We start from the raw sequence: 17797 nt of genomic DNA, 5'->3' as shown, positions 1-17797 counted from the left end.
CCGGCCGGCCCGTCGTCCCCGGGGCTCGGGAATGCGGCGTGCGCCCGAGTCGGCACTGGGCGGGCGCAGTCTCGCCGCGCAGGTGTTCTTCCTGCAAGTGGCCATCGTGCTGCTGCTGGTGGTGGCGGCCGTCGTGGCGCTGCTGCTGCAGGTGCGCCACGACAGCACGCAGGAGGCCCGCAACCGCTCCCTCGCGGTGGCGCAGACGTACGCCAACTCGCCGGGCATCGTCGAGGCCCTGCGCAGCCCCGACCCCACGGCGGTCCTCCAGCCGTCGGCCGAGGCGGCCCGCAAGGCCGCCGACATGGACTTCATCGTCGTCATGAACACCGACGGCATCCGCTACACGCATCCCAAACCGGACCGCATCGGCAAGAAGTTCGTCGGCGACATCCAGCCGGCGCTGGACGGCGGCACCGAGGTCGAGGAGGTCGACGGGACCATCGGCCGGCTGGTGCAGGCCGTCGTGCCCGTCAAGGCGCCCGACGGGACGGTGGTCGGCCTGGTGTCGTCCGGCATCACCACCAAGCACGTCGGCGGCAACGCCGACCGTCAGCTGCCGCTCGTCCTCGGCAGCGCCGCGGCGGCCCTCGCCCTGGCCACCGCGAGCACGGCGCTGGTCAGCCGCCGGCTGCTGCGCCAGACCCACGGTCTCGGACCGCGCGAGATGACGCGGATGTACGAGCACCACGACGCGGTGCTGCACTCCGTGCGCGAAGGCGTGATCATCGTCGGCGGGGACGGCGAGCTGCTGCTCGCCAACGACGAGGCGCACCGTCTGCTGGACCTGCCGCCGGACGCCGAACGCCGCCAGGTACTCGACCTGGGCCTGGATCCCGGCACCGCCGAACTGCTGGCGTCCGGGCGGATGGTCACGGACGAGGTGCATCTGGTCGGGGACCGGCTGCTGGCGATCAACCAGCGGCCCACGGACCTGACGGGCGGCCCGGCGGGCAGCGTCGCCACCCTGCGCGACTCCACGGAGCTGCGCGCCCTGTCCGGTCGTGCGGAGGCGGCCCGTGAGCGTCTCGACCTGCTGTACGCGGCCGGGGTGGGGATCGGGACGAGCCTGGACGTCACCCGCACGGCTCAGGAGCTGACGGAGCTGGCGGTGCCCCGGTTCGCGGACTTCGTCACCGTCGACCTGTTCGACGCCGTCCTGGACGGTGAGGAGCCGGAGGCGCGGGCCACGCTGCGGCGCACGGCGATGAGCGGGGTCCGCAAGGGCGCGCCGCTGTACGCGGTGGGCGAGCGGATCCGGTTCGTGGACTCGGCGCCGCAGGCCCGCAGCCTGGCGAGCGAGCGGGCCGTCCTGGAGGCGCGGCTCGCGGAGTCGCCGGGCTGGCGGGCCCAGGATCTGGAGCGGACCGAGCAGGTCGTGGAGTTCGGCATCCACTCGCTGATCACCGTGCCGGTGCGGGCGGGGGCCCTGTTGCTGGGCGTGGTCAGTTTCCTGCGCTCGGAGCGGCCCGAGCCGTTCGACCCGGAGGAGGTGGCCCTGGCGGAGGAGCTGGTGGCGCGGGCGGCGGTCTCCATCGACAACGCGCGCCGTTTCACCCGCGAGCACGGCATGGCCGTCACCCTGCAGCGCAGTCTGCTGCCGCGCACCCTGCCCGAGCAGAACGCGCTGGACATCGCCTACCGCTATCTGCCCGCACAGGCAGGGGTCGGCGGCGACTGGTTCGACGTACTGCCGCTGTCCGGGGCGCGGGTGGCGCTGGTGGTGGGTGACGTGGTCGGGCACGGCCTGCACGCGGCGGCCACGATGGGCCGGCTGCGCACCGCGGTGCACAACTTCTCCGCCCTCGACCTGCCGCCCGAGGAGCTGCTGGGGCTGCTGGACGAGCTGGTGACCCGGATCGACCAGGACGAGTCGGCCGACGCCGTCGGCGCGCCGGTATCGGGGGCGACCTGTCTGTACGCCATCTACGATCCGGTGGCGCGGCGGTGCACCGTCGCCCGGGCCGGGCATCCGCCGCCGGCGCTGGTCCACCCCGACGGCCGGGTGGAGTACCCCGAGGTACCGGCCGGGCTGCCGCTGGGCCTGGGCGGGCTGCCGTTCGAGACGGCGGAGCTGGAGCTGGCGGAGGGCAGCCGGCTGGTGCTGTACACGGACGGGCTGGTGGAGGACCGGCAGCGGGACATCGACACGGGGCTGGAGCTGTTGCGCTCGGCCCTGGAGCGGAGCGCCGGCGGTACGCCGGAGCAGGCGTGCCGGAGTGTCCTGGACGAGCTGCTGCCGGCGCGGCCGAACGACGACATCGCGCTGATCGTGGCGGGCACCCGGGCGCTCGGCGCGGACCGGGTCGCCGAGTGGGACGTGCCGATGGATCCGGCGGCGGTGGGCGAGGTGCGGGCGGCGGTCGCCCGGCGGCTGGCCGCGTGGGACCTGGAGGACCTGTCGTTCACCACGGAGCTGATCCTGAGCGAGCTGGTCACCAACGCCCTTCGCTACGGCAGTGCCCCGGTCCGCGTCCGGCTGCTGCGCGACCGCACCCTGATCTGCGAGGTCTCCGACAGCAGCAACACCTCGCCGCATCTGCGGTACGCGGCGATGACGGACGAGGGCGGGCGCGGGCTGTTCCTGGTCGCGCAGCTGAGCGACCGCTGGGGGACCCGCTACACGCCCACCGGCAAGGTCATCTGGGCGGAACAGCCCCTGCCGTAGGGCGGGGCGGATCCGGCGCCGATGCGATCTTTGACTCATAAATGATGTTTATGAGTCCATAGAACGGACCCGCGTACCGGGTTAGGTATGCCTCAGTTTAGGCTTCCCCCGAGTTGATCTGTCGCCGCTCGAAGGGAACCTGATCATGCCCCGCCCCCTGCGGGTAGCCATCGTCGGAGCCGGCCCCGCCGGGATCTACGCCGCCGACGCGCTGCTCAAGTCCGATGTGGCCGCCGACCCCGGTGTCTCCATCGACCTCTTCGAGCGGATGCCGGCCCCGTTCGGACTGATCCGTTACGGCGTGGCCCCCGACCACCCCCGGATCAAGGGCATCATCACCGCCCTGCACCAGGTGCTCGACAAGCCGCAGATACGTCTCTTCGGCAATGTCGACTACCCGACCGACATCAACCTGGACGACCTGCGCGCCTTCTACGACGCGGTGATCTTCTCCACCGGCGCGATGGCCGACCGCGAGCTGTCGATACCCGGTATCGAGCTCGACGGCTCCTACGGCGCCGCCGACTTCGTCTCCTGGTACGACGGTCACCCGGACGTGCCGCGCACGTGGCCGCTTCAGGCCGAGAAGGTCGCCGTCCTCGGCGTCGGCAACGTCGCGCTGGACGTGGCCCGCATCCTGGCGAAGACGGCGGACGAGCTGCTGCCGACGGAGATCCCGCCGAACGTCTACGACGGTCTGAAGGCCAACAAGGCGCTGGAGATCCACGTCTTCGGCCGCCGTGGCCCGGCGCAGGCCAAGTTCTCGCCGATGGAGCTGCGGGAGCTGGACCACTCCCCCACCATCGAGGTCGTCGTCGATCCCGAGGACATCGACTACGACGAGGGCTCGATCGCGACCCGGCGTGGCAACAAGCAGGCCGACATGGTCGCCAAGACGCTGGAGAACTGGGCGATCCGCGACGTCGGCGACCGTCCGCACAAGCTGTTCCTGCACTTCTTCGAGTCGCCCTCGGAGGTCCTCGGCGAGGACGGCAAGGTCGTCGGCCTGCGCACCGAGCGCACCGCCCTCGACGGCACGGGCAACGTCAAGGGCACCGGGGAGTTCAAGGACTGGGACGTCACCGCGGTCTACCGCGCGGTCGGCTACCTCTCGGAGAAGCTGCCCAAGCTGCCCTGGGACATCGACTCGGGCACGGTTCCGGACGAGGGCGGCCGGGTCGTCGAGGAGAGCGGCAACCACCTGCAGTCGGTGTACGTCACCGGCTGGATCCGGCGCGGCCCGGTCGGCCTGATCGGCCACACCAAGGGCGACGCCAACGAGACGGTGTCGAACCTCCTCGCCGACTACACGGGCGGCCGGCTGCAGACGCCGTCCTCGCCCGAGCCGGAGGCCGTGGACGCGTTCCTCGGCGACCGCGACGTCCGCTACACCACCTGGGAGGGCTGGTACAGGCTGGACGCCGCCGAGAAGGCCCTGGGCGAGCCGCAGGGCCGCGAACGCGTCAAGATCGTCGAACGCGAGGACATGCTCCGCGAGAGCGGCGCGTAAGCACCCCCGGGCACCCTGCCCGCGGCCCCGGCGGCACGACGCCACCGGGGCCCTCGGCCGACCCCACCAGCCATACGTCGGCCACCGGCACGCCCGCAGGCGGGGGCTGTGGACCGGATGCGGACCGGTTCGGCCCGTCGGGTCCCGGCCCGGGGGCCGGAAAATGGTGGGGCGCATGATCGACGGCTGCTAGCGTCCCGGCGTGTTCTTCCTTCACGAGCCTCCCCTGTTCACCCGGTTGCGCGACGCGCGGCGGGTCCTCGTCGCCGGTGCGGGCGGCGGGTTCGACGTGTTCGCGGGCCTTCCGCTGGCGCTCGCGCTGCGGTCGGCCGGCAAGGACGTCCATCTGGCCAACCTCTCCTTCACCGAGTTGTACGGCCTGCCCTCCGAGGTATGGCTGGAGCCGGACGTCGCGGTGGTGCGCCCCGACACCCCGGCGCGGGGCGACTACTTCCCCGAACACACCCTGGCCACCTGGCTGGACCGGCAGGGGCTGCCCGCCACGGTGTACGCGTTCCCCCGCACCGGTGTGGCGCCGCTGCGGGACGCCTACCGGGCCCTGCTGAGCCACCTCGGCGGCGTCGACGCCCTCGTCCTGGTGGACGGCGGCACGGACATCCTGATGCGCGGCGACGAGCACGGACTGGGCACGCCCGAGGAGGACATGGCGAGTCTGGCGGCCGTGCACGCCCTCGACGAGGTCGAGCACCGACTGGTGGCCTGCCTGGGCTTCGGCGTGGACGCCCATCACGGCGTCAACCACTCCCTGGTCCTGGAGAACCTGGCCGCGCTGGACCGCGAGGGCGCCTACCTGGGTGCCTTCTCCCTGCCCCGCGACAGCCGTGAAGGGGCCCTGTACCTGGACGCGGTGGCTCACGCCCAGGCGTCCACCCCCGGGCACCCGAGCATCGTGAACGGCTCCGTCGCCGCCGCCGTACGGGGCGACTTCGGCGACGTGCGCTTCACCGAGCGCACCAGGGACAGCGAGTTGTTCGTCAACCCCCTCATGTCCCTGTACTTCTGTGTGGACGCCGTGGGCCTGGCCCGCCGCAACCTCTACCTGGACCGCCTCACCGACACCGTCCTGATGCGGCAGATCAGCACCCGCATCGAGGAGTTCCGCGACGAACTCCCCGTCCTGCGGCAGCCGCGGGCGTTCCCGCACTAGGGCCCTTCTGATGGATCTCCGTGGGAGAAGGAGCGGCGTTCGGCACGCACTCTCGCCGCACCGGGCCTGTCAGCCGTTGTCGCGGGGGTGGGCCTCGATCACCTTGCCCTTCACATCGGCCTCCAGGTAGGCGCCGCCGTAGTCGTCGGCCAGGTAGACGCTCATCGTCGGCGGGTCGTCGAAGACGGTGGACGCCGGGTCGACGACCAGGTAACGGCTGGTCGGATCGCTGATGTTGAGCGTCCGCCCGGCTTCGGTGAACAGCCCGGGCACGGCGTCCCAGTTGAAGGTGTCGAGGTCCACGGGGGTGTCGCCGGTGCGCACGGTGCCGCCGGGCCCGTCCTTCACCGCCACGTCCCCGCCCCGGTACTCGTAGCGGTCGTAGAGCTTCGGGTTGCCGTCGACGGGCGCCTCCGCGATGGCGTACTCCGGGTACACCACGAGGCTGGTGACCTTCGTGCCGCCCATCGCGGCCTTCAGCTTCTTCACCGCCGTACGCAGACCGTCCTCGGTGAGGAGGTCGGTCGCCCCCGCCGCGTCACCGCCGGACGACGACCCGCTCGGCGACGCGGAGCCCGACCGGCTGCTCTGCGTGGTGGAGGAGGTCGGCGCGGCCGCTCCGCCGTCACCGCCGCCACTGTCGTCGTCGTTCAGCTGGGGAACGGCCCAGACCAGGACGCCGGTCAGGACGGTGCCGACGACGGCCGAGGCGACGGCCGAGGTCCGGGTCCGGCGGGGCCGGGGCAGCGTAGAGGAAGCGGCAGCCGTCACGGCACCGAAGGCCGCGGCGGGCGCCGCTCCCGGGGAGGGAACGGCCGGCGGCGGCGCGAGCGGATAGGAGGTCGGCGCGCCGGTGAACCCCGGGGCGCCGGCGGATCCCAGGAGCCGATCCGCCGCGTGCGCGCCGGAGAAGCCCGGTGCGGGCACACCCGGGGGCGTGGTCGGGGCGGCGAACGGTCCGAAGGCGCCCTTCGGGCCCGCGGGCGGGGCCTGCCGGGCCCCGGACACGGCGGAGCCCATGGAGGGGAACGGCCGGTCCTCGGGTACGGCGGCGCCCGCGGCCGGAGCCCCGGTGGCGCCCACCGGCCCCGCCGACGCGTCCTGGGCCTCCCCCGTCACCGCCGCGAGCCGCCGGTCGACCTCCTCGGCCTCGGGGCGGGCCTGCGGATCGCGGACGAGGAGCGCGGTGAGCAGGCCGGTCAGCGGGCCGGCCTGCCGGGGCGGCGGTACGTCCTCGCCGAGCACGGCGGCCAGTGTGGCGAGCGTGCTGGCCCGGCGCAGCGGATGGTGGCCCTCGACGGAGACGTACAGCAGCATCCCCAGCGACCAGAGGTCGGCGGCCGGGCCCCCGTCCTTGCCGCTGACGCGTTCCGGCGCCATGAAGTCGGGCGAGCCGATGACGGAGCCGGTCGCCGTGAGGCTGGTGGCCTCGCGGACGGCGGCGATGCCGAAGTCGGTGAGCACGGGCCGCCCGTCGGGGCGCAGCAGGACGTTGGCCGGTTTCACGTCGCGGTGCTCGATGCCGACGGCGTGCGCGGCGCGCAGCGCGGACAGCACCTCGCGCCCCACCCGCGCGGCCTCGACGGGGGTCAACACGCCGCGCTGCAGCCGGTCCTGGAGCGAGCCCCCCGTGACCAGCTCCATCACGATCCACGGATAGGTGCCCTCACCGCCGTCGACGATGTGGTGGATGGTGACCACGTTGGGGTGGTGGACGCGGGCCAGCGCGCGGGCCTCGCGCAGGACGCGCTCGCGCAGGGTGCGGGCGCCCTCGGGGTCGTATTCGGCCAGCGCGGGATCCGGCGGCCGTACCTCCTTGACCGCGACGTCCCGGTGCAGCGCCAGGTCGCGGGCGCGCCACACCCATCCCATGCCTCCGCCGCCGAGCCGTTGCAGCAGTTCGAATCGGCCGTCGACGACGCGTCTGTCAGGTTCCCCGGTGTTCATGGAGGGAGCTTAGGGGTAGACGCGGACAGTGGTGTGTCCGCCAGAGGGGGCACAGCGCGAATGGTCCGCGCGGGCACGGGCATGCTGTGAACGAGGTCACTTCCGGCGGGCCGTTGCCGGAGCCATCCGGACTCGTCGCCCTCCCCCCACGAAGGACATGTGCTTTGGCTCTTACGTACCCTGACGCCCCCTCGGCCCGACGCCCGGGCCGCTGCTGGACGATCCGTGTGGTCGGGCACCGGGACCGCACCGCTTCGGTCACCTGCTCGTCGGCGTGCGCGATGCCGCCGCGCTCCCGGGACATCGCGGCCCTGCGCCGCTTCGCCGAGGCCCATGTGGCCGCGCACGCCAGAGCGGCGGCGGTGCACCACGACGCCGCCTGCTGGTGCCGGCGCCAGCGGTGCGCGCTGCACGAGGGCACCCGGGTCAACTGTGCGGGCTCGGTCGTGCTCGTGCTGCGGCACGACCCGGCGGTCGGCCAGGTGTGGACGCTCACCGAGGTGTGCTCCGCCTGCGCCCCGTTGATGCCCCACGCGCGCGTGATGAGCCGCGCGGTTCCGCCGCCGCCCCCGCCCCGGGACGCGGAGCGGGAGCCGCAGGGCAGCCGTCCGTCACCGCCCGGCCCCGCGACACCACCGACGGTGGCCCCGCCCCGTCTCGTCCCCGGCGGCTTCAGTGCCCCCTCGCCCCCCGGCCCCGGACCGGAGCGAGCAGGCACCCGTCGTCGGGGCGCCGGCAGGCGGCGCGGCCGCGCGGAGGCCGAGGGCACCGGCGGCTGAACCCGGCCGGCGGGCGGTGCCCGTGGTCAGGGCTCGTGCCGGGACTGCGGGGGGATACGCACGGGCAGGGAGCCCAGGATCCGGCCGCGGACCGTGGGAGCGGGCGGGTCCCCGGGGAGGCGTGGCGGGTCGGCCGGGGAGCCTTCCGCCACCAGTTGGGCGATACGGGTGCCGCTGCGCCGCCCTTCCAGGTGGAGGCGGCCGACGTTGACCCGGTCGTCGGCGAGCAGCGTGAGGACGGCCGAGGGGCCGGCCGCGTAGGTCGCCACGTATCCCCCGGCACCGCGGACGAGCAGTTCGCGGAACTCGCCGCGGGCCGCGAGGTCGGCCATGCGACGGCCCACGCCGAGCGCGGCCGCGGTGAGCGCCGCCAGCGACTCCGCCTCGACGTCCGGCATGTCCCGGGCCAGGACGAGCCCGTCGGCGCTGGCCGCCAGCGCTCCCCTCAGCTGCGGCATGCGCGCGCGCAGCCGGTGCAGTTCGTTCAGAACCTCGGCCTCGACGGCCATGACCGTGTCCTTTCGGCGCGCCGGCGGCGGAAGCGGTTCAACTACGGGGCGGGGCATGGTCGTTCACGCACACCGAAGCGTGCGGGTGACCCCGAGACTACGGAAGGTACCGGCCCCGGGACACGGCTTCGGCATTTTCCGCTGGAACATGCAGCGCCCTCGGGGACATCGACGCCCACGGAGCCCGCCTGGGCGGCCGTCGGGCCGACGAGACACGGACGCGCGTACGAACGGGTCGCCGCGAGCAGCTCCTGGCGAAACGACAAAGGCAAGGAGCTCAGCGCTCCTTGCCACTCTCAACGTATAGCGCACGGGGGGCCTTGCGGCAAGGCCCGGGGTGTGCCGCAGAATGATCGGCCCAGGACGGAAACAGGGGGAATGGCGGATTTGCCCAGTATGTGTAATTGCGTTGGTTCATGGGACGCCTGGGGCTCCCGGGCCGGGTCCGGTGTCGTGGAACGGGTGGGCTGATGATCGATGTGATCGTGGTCGGCGGCGGGCCGACCGGCCTGATGCTGGCCGCCGAGTTGCGGCTGCACGGCGTGCACGTGGTCGTGCTGGAGCGGCTGACCGAGCGGACCGGGCAGTCCCGGGGCCAGGGCCTGCACGCGCGCAGCGTCGAGATGACGGACATGCGCGGCCTGTTGGACCGGTTCCTCGCGGTCAGTGAGAAGTTCCAGGTGGGCGGGCTCTTCGGCGGGATCGCCAAACCGTGGCCGGAGCGGCTGGACACGGCTCACCCGTACGGACTCGCCACCCCGCAACCGGTCACCGAGCGGCTGCTCGAGGAGTGGGCCCTCGAACTCGGTGCCGAGATCCGGCGCGGTGACGAGGTGACCGCGCTGAGCCAGGACGAGGAGGGGGTGACCGTCGGACTGGCGGACGGCTCGCGTCTGCGCTCGCGCTATCTCGTCGGCTGCGACGGGGCCCGCAGCACGGTGCGCAGGAGCCTCGGCGTCGGCTTCCCCGGTGAGCCCTCCCGGGTCGAGACCCTGCTGGGCGAGATGGAGGTGACCGAGGACCCGGCGACGATCGCGGCTGTCGTCCAGGAAGTGCGCAGGACTCAGCTGCGGTTCGGCGCCATGCCCCTCGAGGGCGCGAGGTACCGCCTGGTCGTGCCCGCCGAAGGGGTGGCCGAGGACCGCACGGCGCCGACGACCCTCGAGGAGTTCACAAGGCAGTTGCGGGCCGTCGCGGGCACCGACTTCGGCGTGCACTCGCCGCGCTGGCTCTCCCGGTTCGGTGACGCCACGCGGCAGGCCGAGCGCTACCGGGTCGGCCGGGTGCTGCTGGCCGGAGACGCGGCCCACATCCACCCGCCGACCGGCGGGCAGGGCCTCAACCTCGGCATCCAGGACGCGTTCAACCTCGGCTGGAAGCTGGCCGCCGAGGTGGACGGCTGGGCGCCGGAGGGGCTGCTGGACAGCTACCACGCCGAACGGCACCCGGTGGGTGCCCGCGTGCTGGACAACACCCGCGCGCAGATCACGCTGCTGGGGACCGAGCCGGGTGCGACCGCGCTGCGCGAGCTGTTCTCGAAGCTGATGGACTTCGAGGAGGTGAACCGGTACGTCACCGGGATGATCACCGCCGTCGGGGTCCGCTACGACTTCGGCGAGGGCCACGAGCTGCTCGGCCGGCGGCTGCGGGACGTGAAGCTGAAGCAGGGCCGGCTCTACGAGCTGATGCACGGCGGCCGCGGGCTGCTGCTCGACCGGACCGGCCGGCTGTCGGGGGCGGGCTGGGCGGACCGCGTCGACCACGTCGTCGACGTCAGCGAGGAACTGGACGTCCCCGCGGTGCTGCTGCGACCGGACGGCCATGTGGCGTGGGCCGGTGAGGATCAGCAGGAACTGCTCGCCTGTCTGGGCAGGTGGTTCGGCGCCCCCGCCGGCTGAGCGTGCCGGTGTCCCCGGCCGCCGGCGTCGGCCGGGGACGCAGGAGTCCGTGGGCCGGCGCGTGGTGAGGCTCCACAGCTGGTCCGCGGTGCCGTCGCCGGTCCACCGCGGGACCCGCGGGCCGGACGACGTTCTCCTGCGGGTCACGCCCGACGGCAGCCCGGTCCCGGGTCGCGGTGCCCGGTCGCCCGCGGCGGGGCCGCCCCGCCGAGGGGACGGGGGGCCAGGCGCCGGGCGGTGGCGGCGAGTGCCGCTGTCGACGCGGCGACGAGCAGGGGGTGTCCGACGAGCCATGTCTGGAGGCCTTCGAACGGGTCGGAGGGCGTCAGCCCGGCGCGTTCGAGCATCCAGGACACCGAGAACACCAGGCCGACGAGGGCCGTCCCGGCACGGAACGCCGGATAGAGGGCGGTACGGGCCAGGACGAGCAGCGACGGCATCATCAGCGCGACCACCAGCAACTGGCTCAGTTCGATGCCCAGGTTGAAGCCCAGGAGCGTGGTCACGAGGGAACCCCGGTCCAGCCCCAGGTCGCCGATGACCGCCGCGAACGCCAGCCCGTGGACGAGCCCGAAGCAGCCGGCGATCAGCACCTCGCCCCGGGCCACGAGCGGGCGTGCCGTGTGGACCGCGGACACCGCGATCGAGAAGGCGATCAGCGTCTCGACCGGCCGGGACGGTACGTGGACCAGCCCCGCGCCCGCCAGGGCCAGCGTGAGCGAGTGGCCGACGGCGAACGCCGAGACGACGTGCACGACGCGGACGACGCTCCGCCGCTTCGGCGCCGTCGCGGCGCGCCATCTCCCGCCCGTCGCCGCCAGCGGGGCCGGGATGAGCAGCATGAGGAGGAAGAGCAGGTGGTCGGCGCCCTCCCCGACGTGCTCGATCCCCAGGCCCACGGCGGTGACGAAGCCCCGCTGCCGGGTGCCCTCGCCGGCGGGGACGTGGATGCTCCTGGTGTCCCGGTCGAGGACCCCGAGCGTCCTGGCGTCGTCGGCATCGTGCCGGACGGTGACGATGACACGGTGGGTGAGGAGTTCCTCGACGACGACGTCGTGGTCGAGGTCGAAGCCGGTGACCCGGCCGTCGGGCGGGCGGATCGTCAGCGGGTACACCAGGTGCGGGGTCGCGTCGACGGTACGGACGGCCGGGGCGCCGAGCGTCACCGACCAGGCCGTGCCGTCGTCACCCGCGGCGGCGATGTGCGCGGCGGTGTAGCGCCGCAGGAACGTCCGCTGGGCGCCCAGCACGCCCGCCGGGGTGAGCTCGCGGTGCACGGCGATCGCCAGCCGGTCGAGGGGCAGTTGCACCTCGCCCTCGATCCGGTCGTCCCGGACGTCGAGGAGCACGGCGGAGGTGCTCATGGGATGGGCGCCGGCCGACGGCACGGGGCCGGCGGCCAGCACGACTGCCGCGAGCAGGAGCACGGACAGCAGCCGGCCCGCGGCGTGGGTCGCCCGCACCGTCATTCCCAGCCGTAGTGGCCGGGCGCATCACCCGGCGTCTGCTGCGGCTGGCCGAGGTCGCCGAGGAGGTCAGCGCGGACGGCCGGGTGGTCCTCGACGGTGCCCGGCTGGCGGGCGGGCGGGACGAAGTGGGGCGGCTGTCCGCGTCGTTCGGCAGGATGCTCGGCCGGATCGCCGCCGCCCGCGAGGCTCAGGAGAGGCTGGTGCACGACGCCGCGCACGAGCTGCGGACCCCCCTCACCAGCCTGCGTGCGAACGCCACCGTGCTGCGCAGGGCCGGCGAGCTGACCCCGGACGCGCGCGAGCGGCTCATCGACGACGTCGAGAGCGAGACCCGCGAGCTCGGTGACCTGGTGGACCAGCTCGTCGAACTGGCCCTGGCCCGGATCCACGAGGAAGCCGAGGAGCCGGTCGAGCTGGCGGAGGTGGCCCGCCGCGCCGGACGACGCGTGTACCGGCGGACCGGCCGTCTGGTCCATGTCGACGCCGACGGCTCCGTGGTCCGGGGCCGCCCGCAGGCTCTCGAACGGGCGGTGGGCAACCTGCTGGAGAACGCCGCCAAGTTCGACCCCGCCGGCGGCGATCCCCTCGAGATCCGCGTCCGCCGGGGAGCGGTCACCGTGTCCGACCGGGGTCCGGGCATCGGCGCCAAGGACCTTCCCCGGGTGTTCGACCGGTTCTACCGGGCCGAGTCCGCCCGTGGCCTGCCCGGATCGGGGCTCGGCCTGGCCATCGTCCGCGACGTCGCCGAGGCCCACGGCGGAACCGTGCGAGCGGGCGCCCGCCCCGGCGGCGGAACCTCGATCGGCTTCAGCGTGGCCCCGTCACGCCTCCTGCCGGGTTCCGGCACCGGGTGACGGCCCGGCGGACCCCGAGCTCCGGCCCCGCGTGACGGCCCCGGGTCCGGCCTCCCGTCCCCCGGTCACAGGCCGTGCCACCACCACAGGCACAGCTGGGACCTCACTCGGCCCACCGGCCCGCCGGCCGGGAAGACGCCCCGGGTCCGGCCTCCCGTCCCCCGGCCACAGGCCGTACCACCACCACGGGCGCGGCTCGGACCTCACTCGGCCCGCCGGCCCGCCGGCCGGGAAGACACCCCGGGTCCGGCCTCCCGTCCCCCGGTCACAGGCCGTGCCACCACCGCGGGCGCGGCTGGGACCTCGCTCGGCACCGTCGAACCGCCAGCCCGGGGAGACGCCCCCGGGCAGGACGCGGGCCGGGATCGGCGGCGCGACAGGGGCCCCTCCCCCGGCTTCCGGCCGTGCGCTCCACGCGGCGGCAGGAGGCATTCCGTATCCGCGCAGTGGCCGGAATCGTCGTGAGCGGGGCCGGCCGAGGTGGGCGGTACGGGAGCCCCCGCCCCGGAGGGGTCCGCCCGCTGGAGGGGGAAGCAGGCCCCGGCGGTATTCGGGCGGGCCTGTGTGAGGAGGCGCCGGACGGCCGGGGGTCTGCCCCGGACGGCCCTGGTGGGCTCGTCCGGTCCGTCGCACTATGGGGGGACGCCCCCGTTCGAGGGCGGCGCACCGGCGGGCCGGCCGCCGAACGCACTGGAGTCCGTGATGGAAACCTCACGCAAGGCCCTCCGCGCCCTTCGCCCGCTTCGGCGGGAGCCGGCCGTCGGGGCACCGTACGGGTGCGTGTGATGCGCGCTCGTACGGACCCGCCGGTGACGCGCGCAGAGGCGGACGGGGCGGACGGCGCCGCGTCCGGCTCCGGTCCGCCTCCCGCGGTGCGGGAGCTCGCCGCGGCCGATGTCTTCACCGCGCTGGACACCTCGCGGCGCGGCCTGTCGGCGGAACGGGCGCGGGCGGAGCTGGAGCGGTACGGGCCCAACGAACTGCCCCGTACGAAGGGCCGCGCCGTATGGCGGCAGCTGGGGGCGCAGTTCACGGACCTGTTCGCGGTCCTGCTGATCGTCGCGTCCGGGATCACCTTTCTGGCGTACGAGCTTCAGGAGCCGCGTGACGTCGGCACCCTGCAGCTCGCGATGGCGATCCTGGGCGTCGTGGTGCTGAACGCCGTCATCGGCTTCGCGCAGGAGTACTCGGCCGAGCGGACGGCCCAGGCGCTGGAGGCGATGGTGCCGCACGCGTGCCGGGTGCTGCGCGGCGGTGAGCGGCGGGAGGTGCCCGCCCGGGAGCTGGTGCCGGGCGACGTGGTGGTGCTGGAGGCCGGGGACGCCGTGTCGGCGGACTGCCGGGTGGTGGAGGCGCACGAGCTGGCGGTGAACAACGCGCCGCTGACCGGCGAGAGCAACGCCGTGGGCCGTACCGCCGATCCGGTGGCGGCCGGGCCGCCGCTGGAGGCCCGCAACTGCGTGTTCATGGGAACCGACGTGGTCGCCGGATCCGGCCGGGCGGTGGTCTGTGCCACGGGTGCGGCGACCGAGTTCGGGCGGATCTACCGGCTGGCCGCGGCGGCCCCGCGGCAGAAGACCCCGCTGCAGCTCCAGGTGGCGTCGATGGCGCGGCGGGTGGCGGGAGCGGCCCTGGCGATCGGCGCCCTGATGTTCGCCGTACGGCTCCCCACCGGCGAGTCCGTGGTGCCCCTGTTCGTGTTCGCGCTGGGGGTCATGGTGGCGATGGTGCCGGAAGGGCTGCCCGCCACCCTCTCGGTGTCCCTGGCGATCGGTGTCCGGCGGATGGCGCGCCGCCGCGCTCTGATCAAGCAGCTGCTGGCCGTGGAGGCGCTCGGGTCGACCACGGTGGTGTGCACCGACAAGACCGGGACGCTCACCCGGGCCGAGATGACCGTCACCCGGGTGTGGGCGGGGGGCGCGGCGCACACGGTGACGGGTGTCGGCTACGCCCCGGAAGGGGAGGTCGCCGACGCGGCGCCGGTGCGCGAACTGCTGCGGGTGGCGGGCCTGTGCTGCAACGCCCGTCTCGTACCGCCCGAGGGCGGCCGGCACTGGCGGGTGCTCGGCGACACCACGGAGGGCGCGCTGCTCGTGGTGGCGGCCAAGGCCGGTCTCGACCCGGGCGCGGAGGAGGCGGCGGCTCCGCGTGTGACCGAGTTTCCGTTCGACTCGGACCGCAAGCTGATGACCACGGTGCACAAGAGCGGCACGGGCTACCAGGCGTGCGTCAAGGGCGCGCCTGCCGAGCTGCTGGCGCGCTGCGCCGAGGTGGAGTGGGAGGGGCGGGACGGGCCGCTGACCGAGCCGGACCGGGCGGCGGTCCTGGCCGCGGGTGACGCGCTGGCGTCGCAGGGGCTGCGGGTGCTCGCCGTCGCGCGCCGGGAACTGGACGGGCCCCGCCCCGCACAGGACGAGGCCGAGTCCTCGCTCACGCTCCTGGGACTGGTCGGCATGCTGGACCCGCCGCGGCCGGAGGTCACCGACGCGGTCGCCGCCTGCCGCCGGGCCGGCATCCGGATCGTCATGGTCACCGGCGACCACCCGCTCACCGGGGAGGCCGTGGCCCGGCGGGTCGGGATCGTACGCGGGCCGCATCCCGTCGTGGTGACGGGCGCCCGGCTCGACGCGATGGACGAACAGGCGCTCGACGCGCTGCTGGCCGAGCCGTCCGAGCTGCTGCTGTGCCGGGTCAGCCCGGAGCACAAGATGCGCGTGGTCACCGCCTTCCAGCGGCGGGGCGAGGTGGTGGCGGTCACCGGGGACGGCGCGAACGACGCCCCGGCGCTCAAGCACGCGGACATCGGGGTGGCGATGGGGGCCTCGGGCACCGACGTGGCCCGGGAGGCGGCCTCGATGGTGCTGCTGGACGACTCGTTCGCCTCGATCGCCGCGGCGGTGCGGCTCGGCCGGGCGGTCTACCAGAACATCCGCAAGTTCCTCGTCTACCTGTTCAGTCACAACATCGGGGAGCTGGTCCCGATCCTGGCGGCGACCTTCGCCGGTTTCCCGCTGGTGCCCATCAGCGCGGTGCAGATCCTGGCGATCGACCTGGGCTCCGACGTACTGCCCGCCCTGGCCCTCGGGGCCGAACCCCCGGAGCCCGACGTGATGGAGCGCCCGCCGCGCTCGCGCCGGGAACGGCTGTTCTCAGCCTCCGTGGTGGGACGGATCCTGTTCCTCGGCGGCATCCAGGCGCTCTGCGTCACCGCCGTCTTCTTCTGGCACATCGGGTCCTCGGGCATCCCGTTCGACGACTTCACCAAGGACACGCCCGTCTACCGGGAGGCGATCACCATGGTCCAGGCGGGGATCGTGCTCAGCCAGTTCTTCAACGCGCTCGCGGTCCGCACCGACCGGCAGAGCCTGCTGAAGGTGGGGCTGCTGTCCAATCCGGCCCTGCTGGCGGCGGGCGGCTTCGGCGTCGCCCTCATGGCGGCGATCAGCTACGTGCCTTTGCTGCAGGCCGTCTTCAACACCGCCCCGCTCGACGCCGCCGACTGGGCGCTGCTTGCCGGGCTCGGAACCCTCCCCCTGATCGCGGACGAGGTACGCAAGGGGTGGCTGCGCCGCCGCGCCGACCGCCGGAAAGGAGCCCCACGGTGAAGGTGATCGTCGTCGGCTGCGGACGTGTGGGGGCCACCCTCGCCGGTCTGCTCGCCTCCGAAGGGCACGACGTGCAGGTCGTCGACCGGCGTCCCAAGGCGGCCCGGCGGCTGCCCGACAGCCCCCGCATCCGTTTCCACGAGGGCAACGGCTACAGCCGCTCCGTGCTGGAGGCCGCCGGTGTCGAGCACGCGGACGCCTTCGTCGCCGTCACCTCCGGGGACAACAGCAACATCGTCAGCGCGCGCACCGCGCGGGAGACCTACCGGGTGCCGATCGTCCTCGCCCGGATCTACGACCCACGGCGTGCCGACATCTACCGCGAACTCGGCATCCCCACCATCGCCAGCGTCCGCTGGACCGTGCACCGCATCCACCAGATGCTGCTGCACCGCCATCTGAGCCCCGAGCTCGGTTTCGGCAACGGGGAGACGGTGCTCGTCCGCTCCGAGGTACCCGACTACCTCATCGGACGGCGGCTGGCCGAGTTCGAGGTCGACGGGGAGATCCGCGTCGTCGAGGTCACCCGTGCGGGCCGCTCACTGATCCCGGCGCACGGCACCTCCGCCCAGGCGGACGACGTGGTCACCTTCGCCGTCGCCGCCACCGCGCTCGGCAGGCTGCGCGGCTTTCTCGACAAGGAGCTGGGGACGTGAACGTGCTCATCGCCGGAGCGGGGCGGCTCGGCACCCAGATCGCCCAGGTGCTCTCCGCGGCCCGCAACGAGGTCACGCTGATCGACATCGACGACGACCGCGTCGCCGAGCTCCGCAACCGCGTCCCGGTGCGGCTGGTGGCCGGCGACGCCTGCGAACCGGCCCTCCTGGAACACGCCGGGGCCCTGACCGCCGACCTCGTCATCGCCGCCACCGGGGAGGACGAGGACAACCTCGTCATCAGCCTGCTCGCCAAACGGCAGTTCTCGGTGCCCCGCGTGGCGGCGCGGTTCAACGACGCCGACAACGCCTGGCTGTTCGACGAGCGCTGGGGCGTGGACGTCGCCGTCCCCGCCGCCACCCCGCTGATCTCCCTCATCGAGGAGGCCACCGGGGCCACCGACACGGTCGCCCTGCTGCGGCTCAGCAAGGCCGGCGTCGACGTCATCGAAACGGCCATCACACCGCGGTCCAGGACGGCGGGCCTGGCCCTGGGCGACGTCCGGCTGCCCGAGGGGACGGTCGTCGCCACGATCGTCCGTGACGGGCAGCCGACCGTGCCGGACCCCGCGGTCCGGCTCCGCCCAGGAGACGAGATCCTGCTCGTCTCGCACACCGCGACCGAGCAGGAGATCCACGCCGCGTTCCAGTGAACGGGTTCCGGTGCACGGGTTCCGGTGCACGGGTTCCGGTGCCGGCCACGGCCCGGTGCGCCGGGCCACCCGCCCATCGCC

At 73.9% G+C, this 17797-nt stretch carries 12 protein-coding genes; 9 read left to right on the top strand and 3 right to left on the bottom strand.

Features of this window, described 5'->3' with window-relative positions; genetic code table 11:
* Window positions 1-31: 31 nt before the first annotated feature.
* From ACFY30_RS28750 to ACFY30_RS28740, 3 genes are all read left to right on the top strand, one after another.
* Window positions 32-2668, top strand: a complete 2637-nt coding sequence (locus ACFY30_RS28750; protein ID WP_390848061.1) for a SpoIIE family protein phosphatase — start codon at window positions 32-34, stop codon at window positions 2666-2668.
* Between the two features lie 145 nt (window positions 2669-2813).
* The gene (locus ACFY30_RS28745) at window positions 2814-4178 is read left to right on the top strand and encodes an FAD-dependent oxidoreductase (RefSeq protein ID WP_390848060.1); all 1365 of its coding nucleotides are present in this window, start codon (window positions 2814-2816) and stop codon (window positions 4176-4178) included.
* Between the two features lie 202 nt (window positions 4179-4380).
* Window positions 4381-5346, top strand: a complete 966-nt coding sequence (locus ACFY30_RS28740; protein ID WP_390848059.1) for a DUF1152 domain-containing protein — start codon at window positions 4381-4383, stop codon at window positions 5344-5346.
* A 69-nt stretch (window positions 5347-5415) separates the two neighbouring features.
* On the opposite strand, the gene ACFY30_RS28735 is transcribed toward ACFY30_RS28740, so the two are convergent.
* Window positions 5416-7293 (bottom strand): serine/threonine-protein kinase, encoded by a 1878-nt coding sequence (locus ACFY30_RS28735; RefSeq protein WP_390848057.1) that lies wholly within the window; start codon window positions 7291-7293, stop codon window positions 5416-5418.
* A gap of 227 nt (window positions 7294-7520) precedes the next feature.
* Here ACFY30_RS28735 and ACFY30_RS28730 point away from each other — a divergent pair, with 227 nt between their 5' ends.
* Window positions 7521-8072 (top strand): hypothetical protein, encoded by a 552-nt coding sequence (locus ACFY30_RS28730; RefSeq protein WP_390848055.1) that lies wholly within the window; start codon window positions 7521-7523, stop codon window positions 8070-8072.
* 26 nt (window positions 8073-8098) lie between these two features.
* On the opposite strand, the gene ACFY30_RS28725 is transcribed toward ACFY30_RS28730, so the two are convergent.
* Window positions 8099-8581: a roadblock/LC7 domain-containing protein gene (locus ACFY30_RS28725; protein WP_390848054.1), complete on the bottom strand. Its 483-nt coding sequence runs from the start codon at window positions 8579-8581 to the stop codon at window positions 8099-8101.
* Window positions 8582-9051: 470 nt separating this feature from the next.
* Here ACFY30_RS28725 and rox point away from each other — a divergent pair, with 470 nt between their 5' ends.
* Window positions 9052-10479, top strand: coding sequence for a rifampin monooxygenase (gene rox / locus ACFY30_RS28720; RefSeq protein ID WP_390848053.1), 1428 nt, complete (start codon window positions 9052-9054; stop codon window positions 10477-10479).
* Between the two features lie 143 nt (window positions 10480-10622).
* On the opposite strand, the gene ACFY30_RS28715 is transcribed toward rox, so the two are convergent.
* Window positions 10623-11948, bottom strand: coding sequence for a HupE/UreJ family protein (locus ACFY30_RS28715; protein ID WP_390848052.1), 1326 nt, complete (start codon window positions 11946-11948; stop codon window positions 10623-10625).
* An 11-nt stretch (window positions 11949-11959) separates the two neighbouring features.
* Here ACFY30_RS28715 and ACFY30_RS28710 point away from each other — a divergent pair, with 11 nt between their 5' ends.
* The 4 genes from ACFY30_RS28710 to ACFY30_RS28695 all read left to right on the top strand — a co-directional run bounded on the left by ACFY30_RS28710 (window position 11960) and on the right by ACFY30_RS28695 (window position 17716).
* On the top strand, window positions 11960-12802 hold the full coding sequence (locus ACFY30_RS28710) for an ATP-binding protein (RefSeq protein WP_390848051.1): 843 nt from the start codon (window positions 11960-11962) through the stop codon (window positions 12800-12802).
* 809 nt (window positions 12803-13611) lie between these two features.
* Window positions 13612-16407, top strand: coding sequence for a cation-translocating P-type ATPase (locus ACFY30_RS28705; RefSeq protein ID WP_390848050.1), 2796 nt, complete (start codon window positions 13612-13614; stop codon window positions 16405-16407).
* Window positions 16404-17063 (top strand): potassium channel family protein, encoded by a 660-nt coding sequence (locus ACFY30_RS28700; protein ID WP_390848049.1) that lies wholly within the window; start codon window positions 16404-16406, stop codon window positions 17061-17063. The genes ACFY30_RS28705 and ACFY30_RS28700 overlap by 4 nt, the downstream gene beginning before the upstream one ends.
* Entirely contained in the window at window positions 17060-17716 is a 657-nt protein-coding gene (locus ACFY30_RS28695; RefSeq protein WP_390848048.1) for a potassium channel family protein, read from the top strand. Before ACFY30_RS28700 ends, ACFY30_RS28695 begins: the two co-directional genes overlap by 4 nt.
* Window positions 17717-17797: the final 81 nt, after the last annotated feature.

Origin of the sequence: Streptomyces sp. NPDC000345 (assembly GCF_042898825.1) — a bacterium.
Classification (GTDB): domain Bacteria; phylum Actinomycetota; class Actinomycetes; order Streptomycetales; family Streptomycetaceae; genus Streptomyces.
The sequence above is the reverse complement of the archived record's forward strand: the minus strand, read 5'-3'. Positions and strand labels throughout refer to the sequence as shown.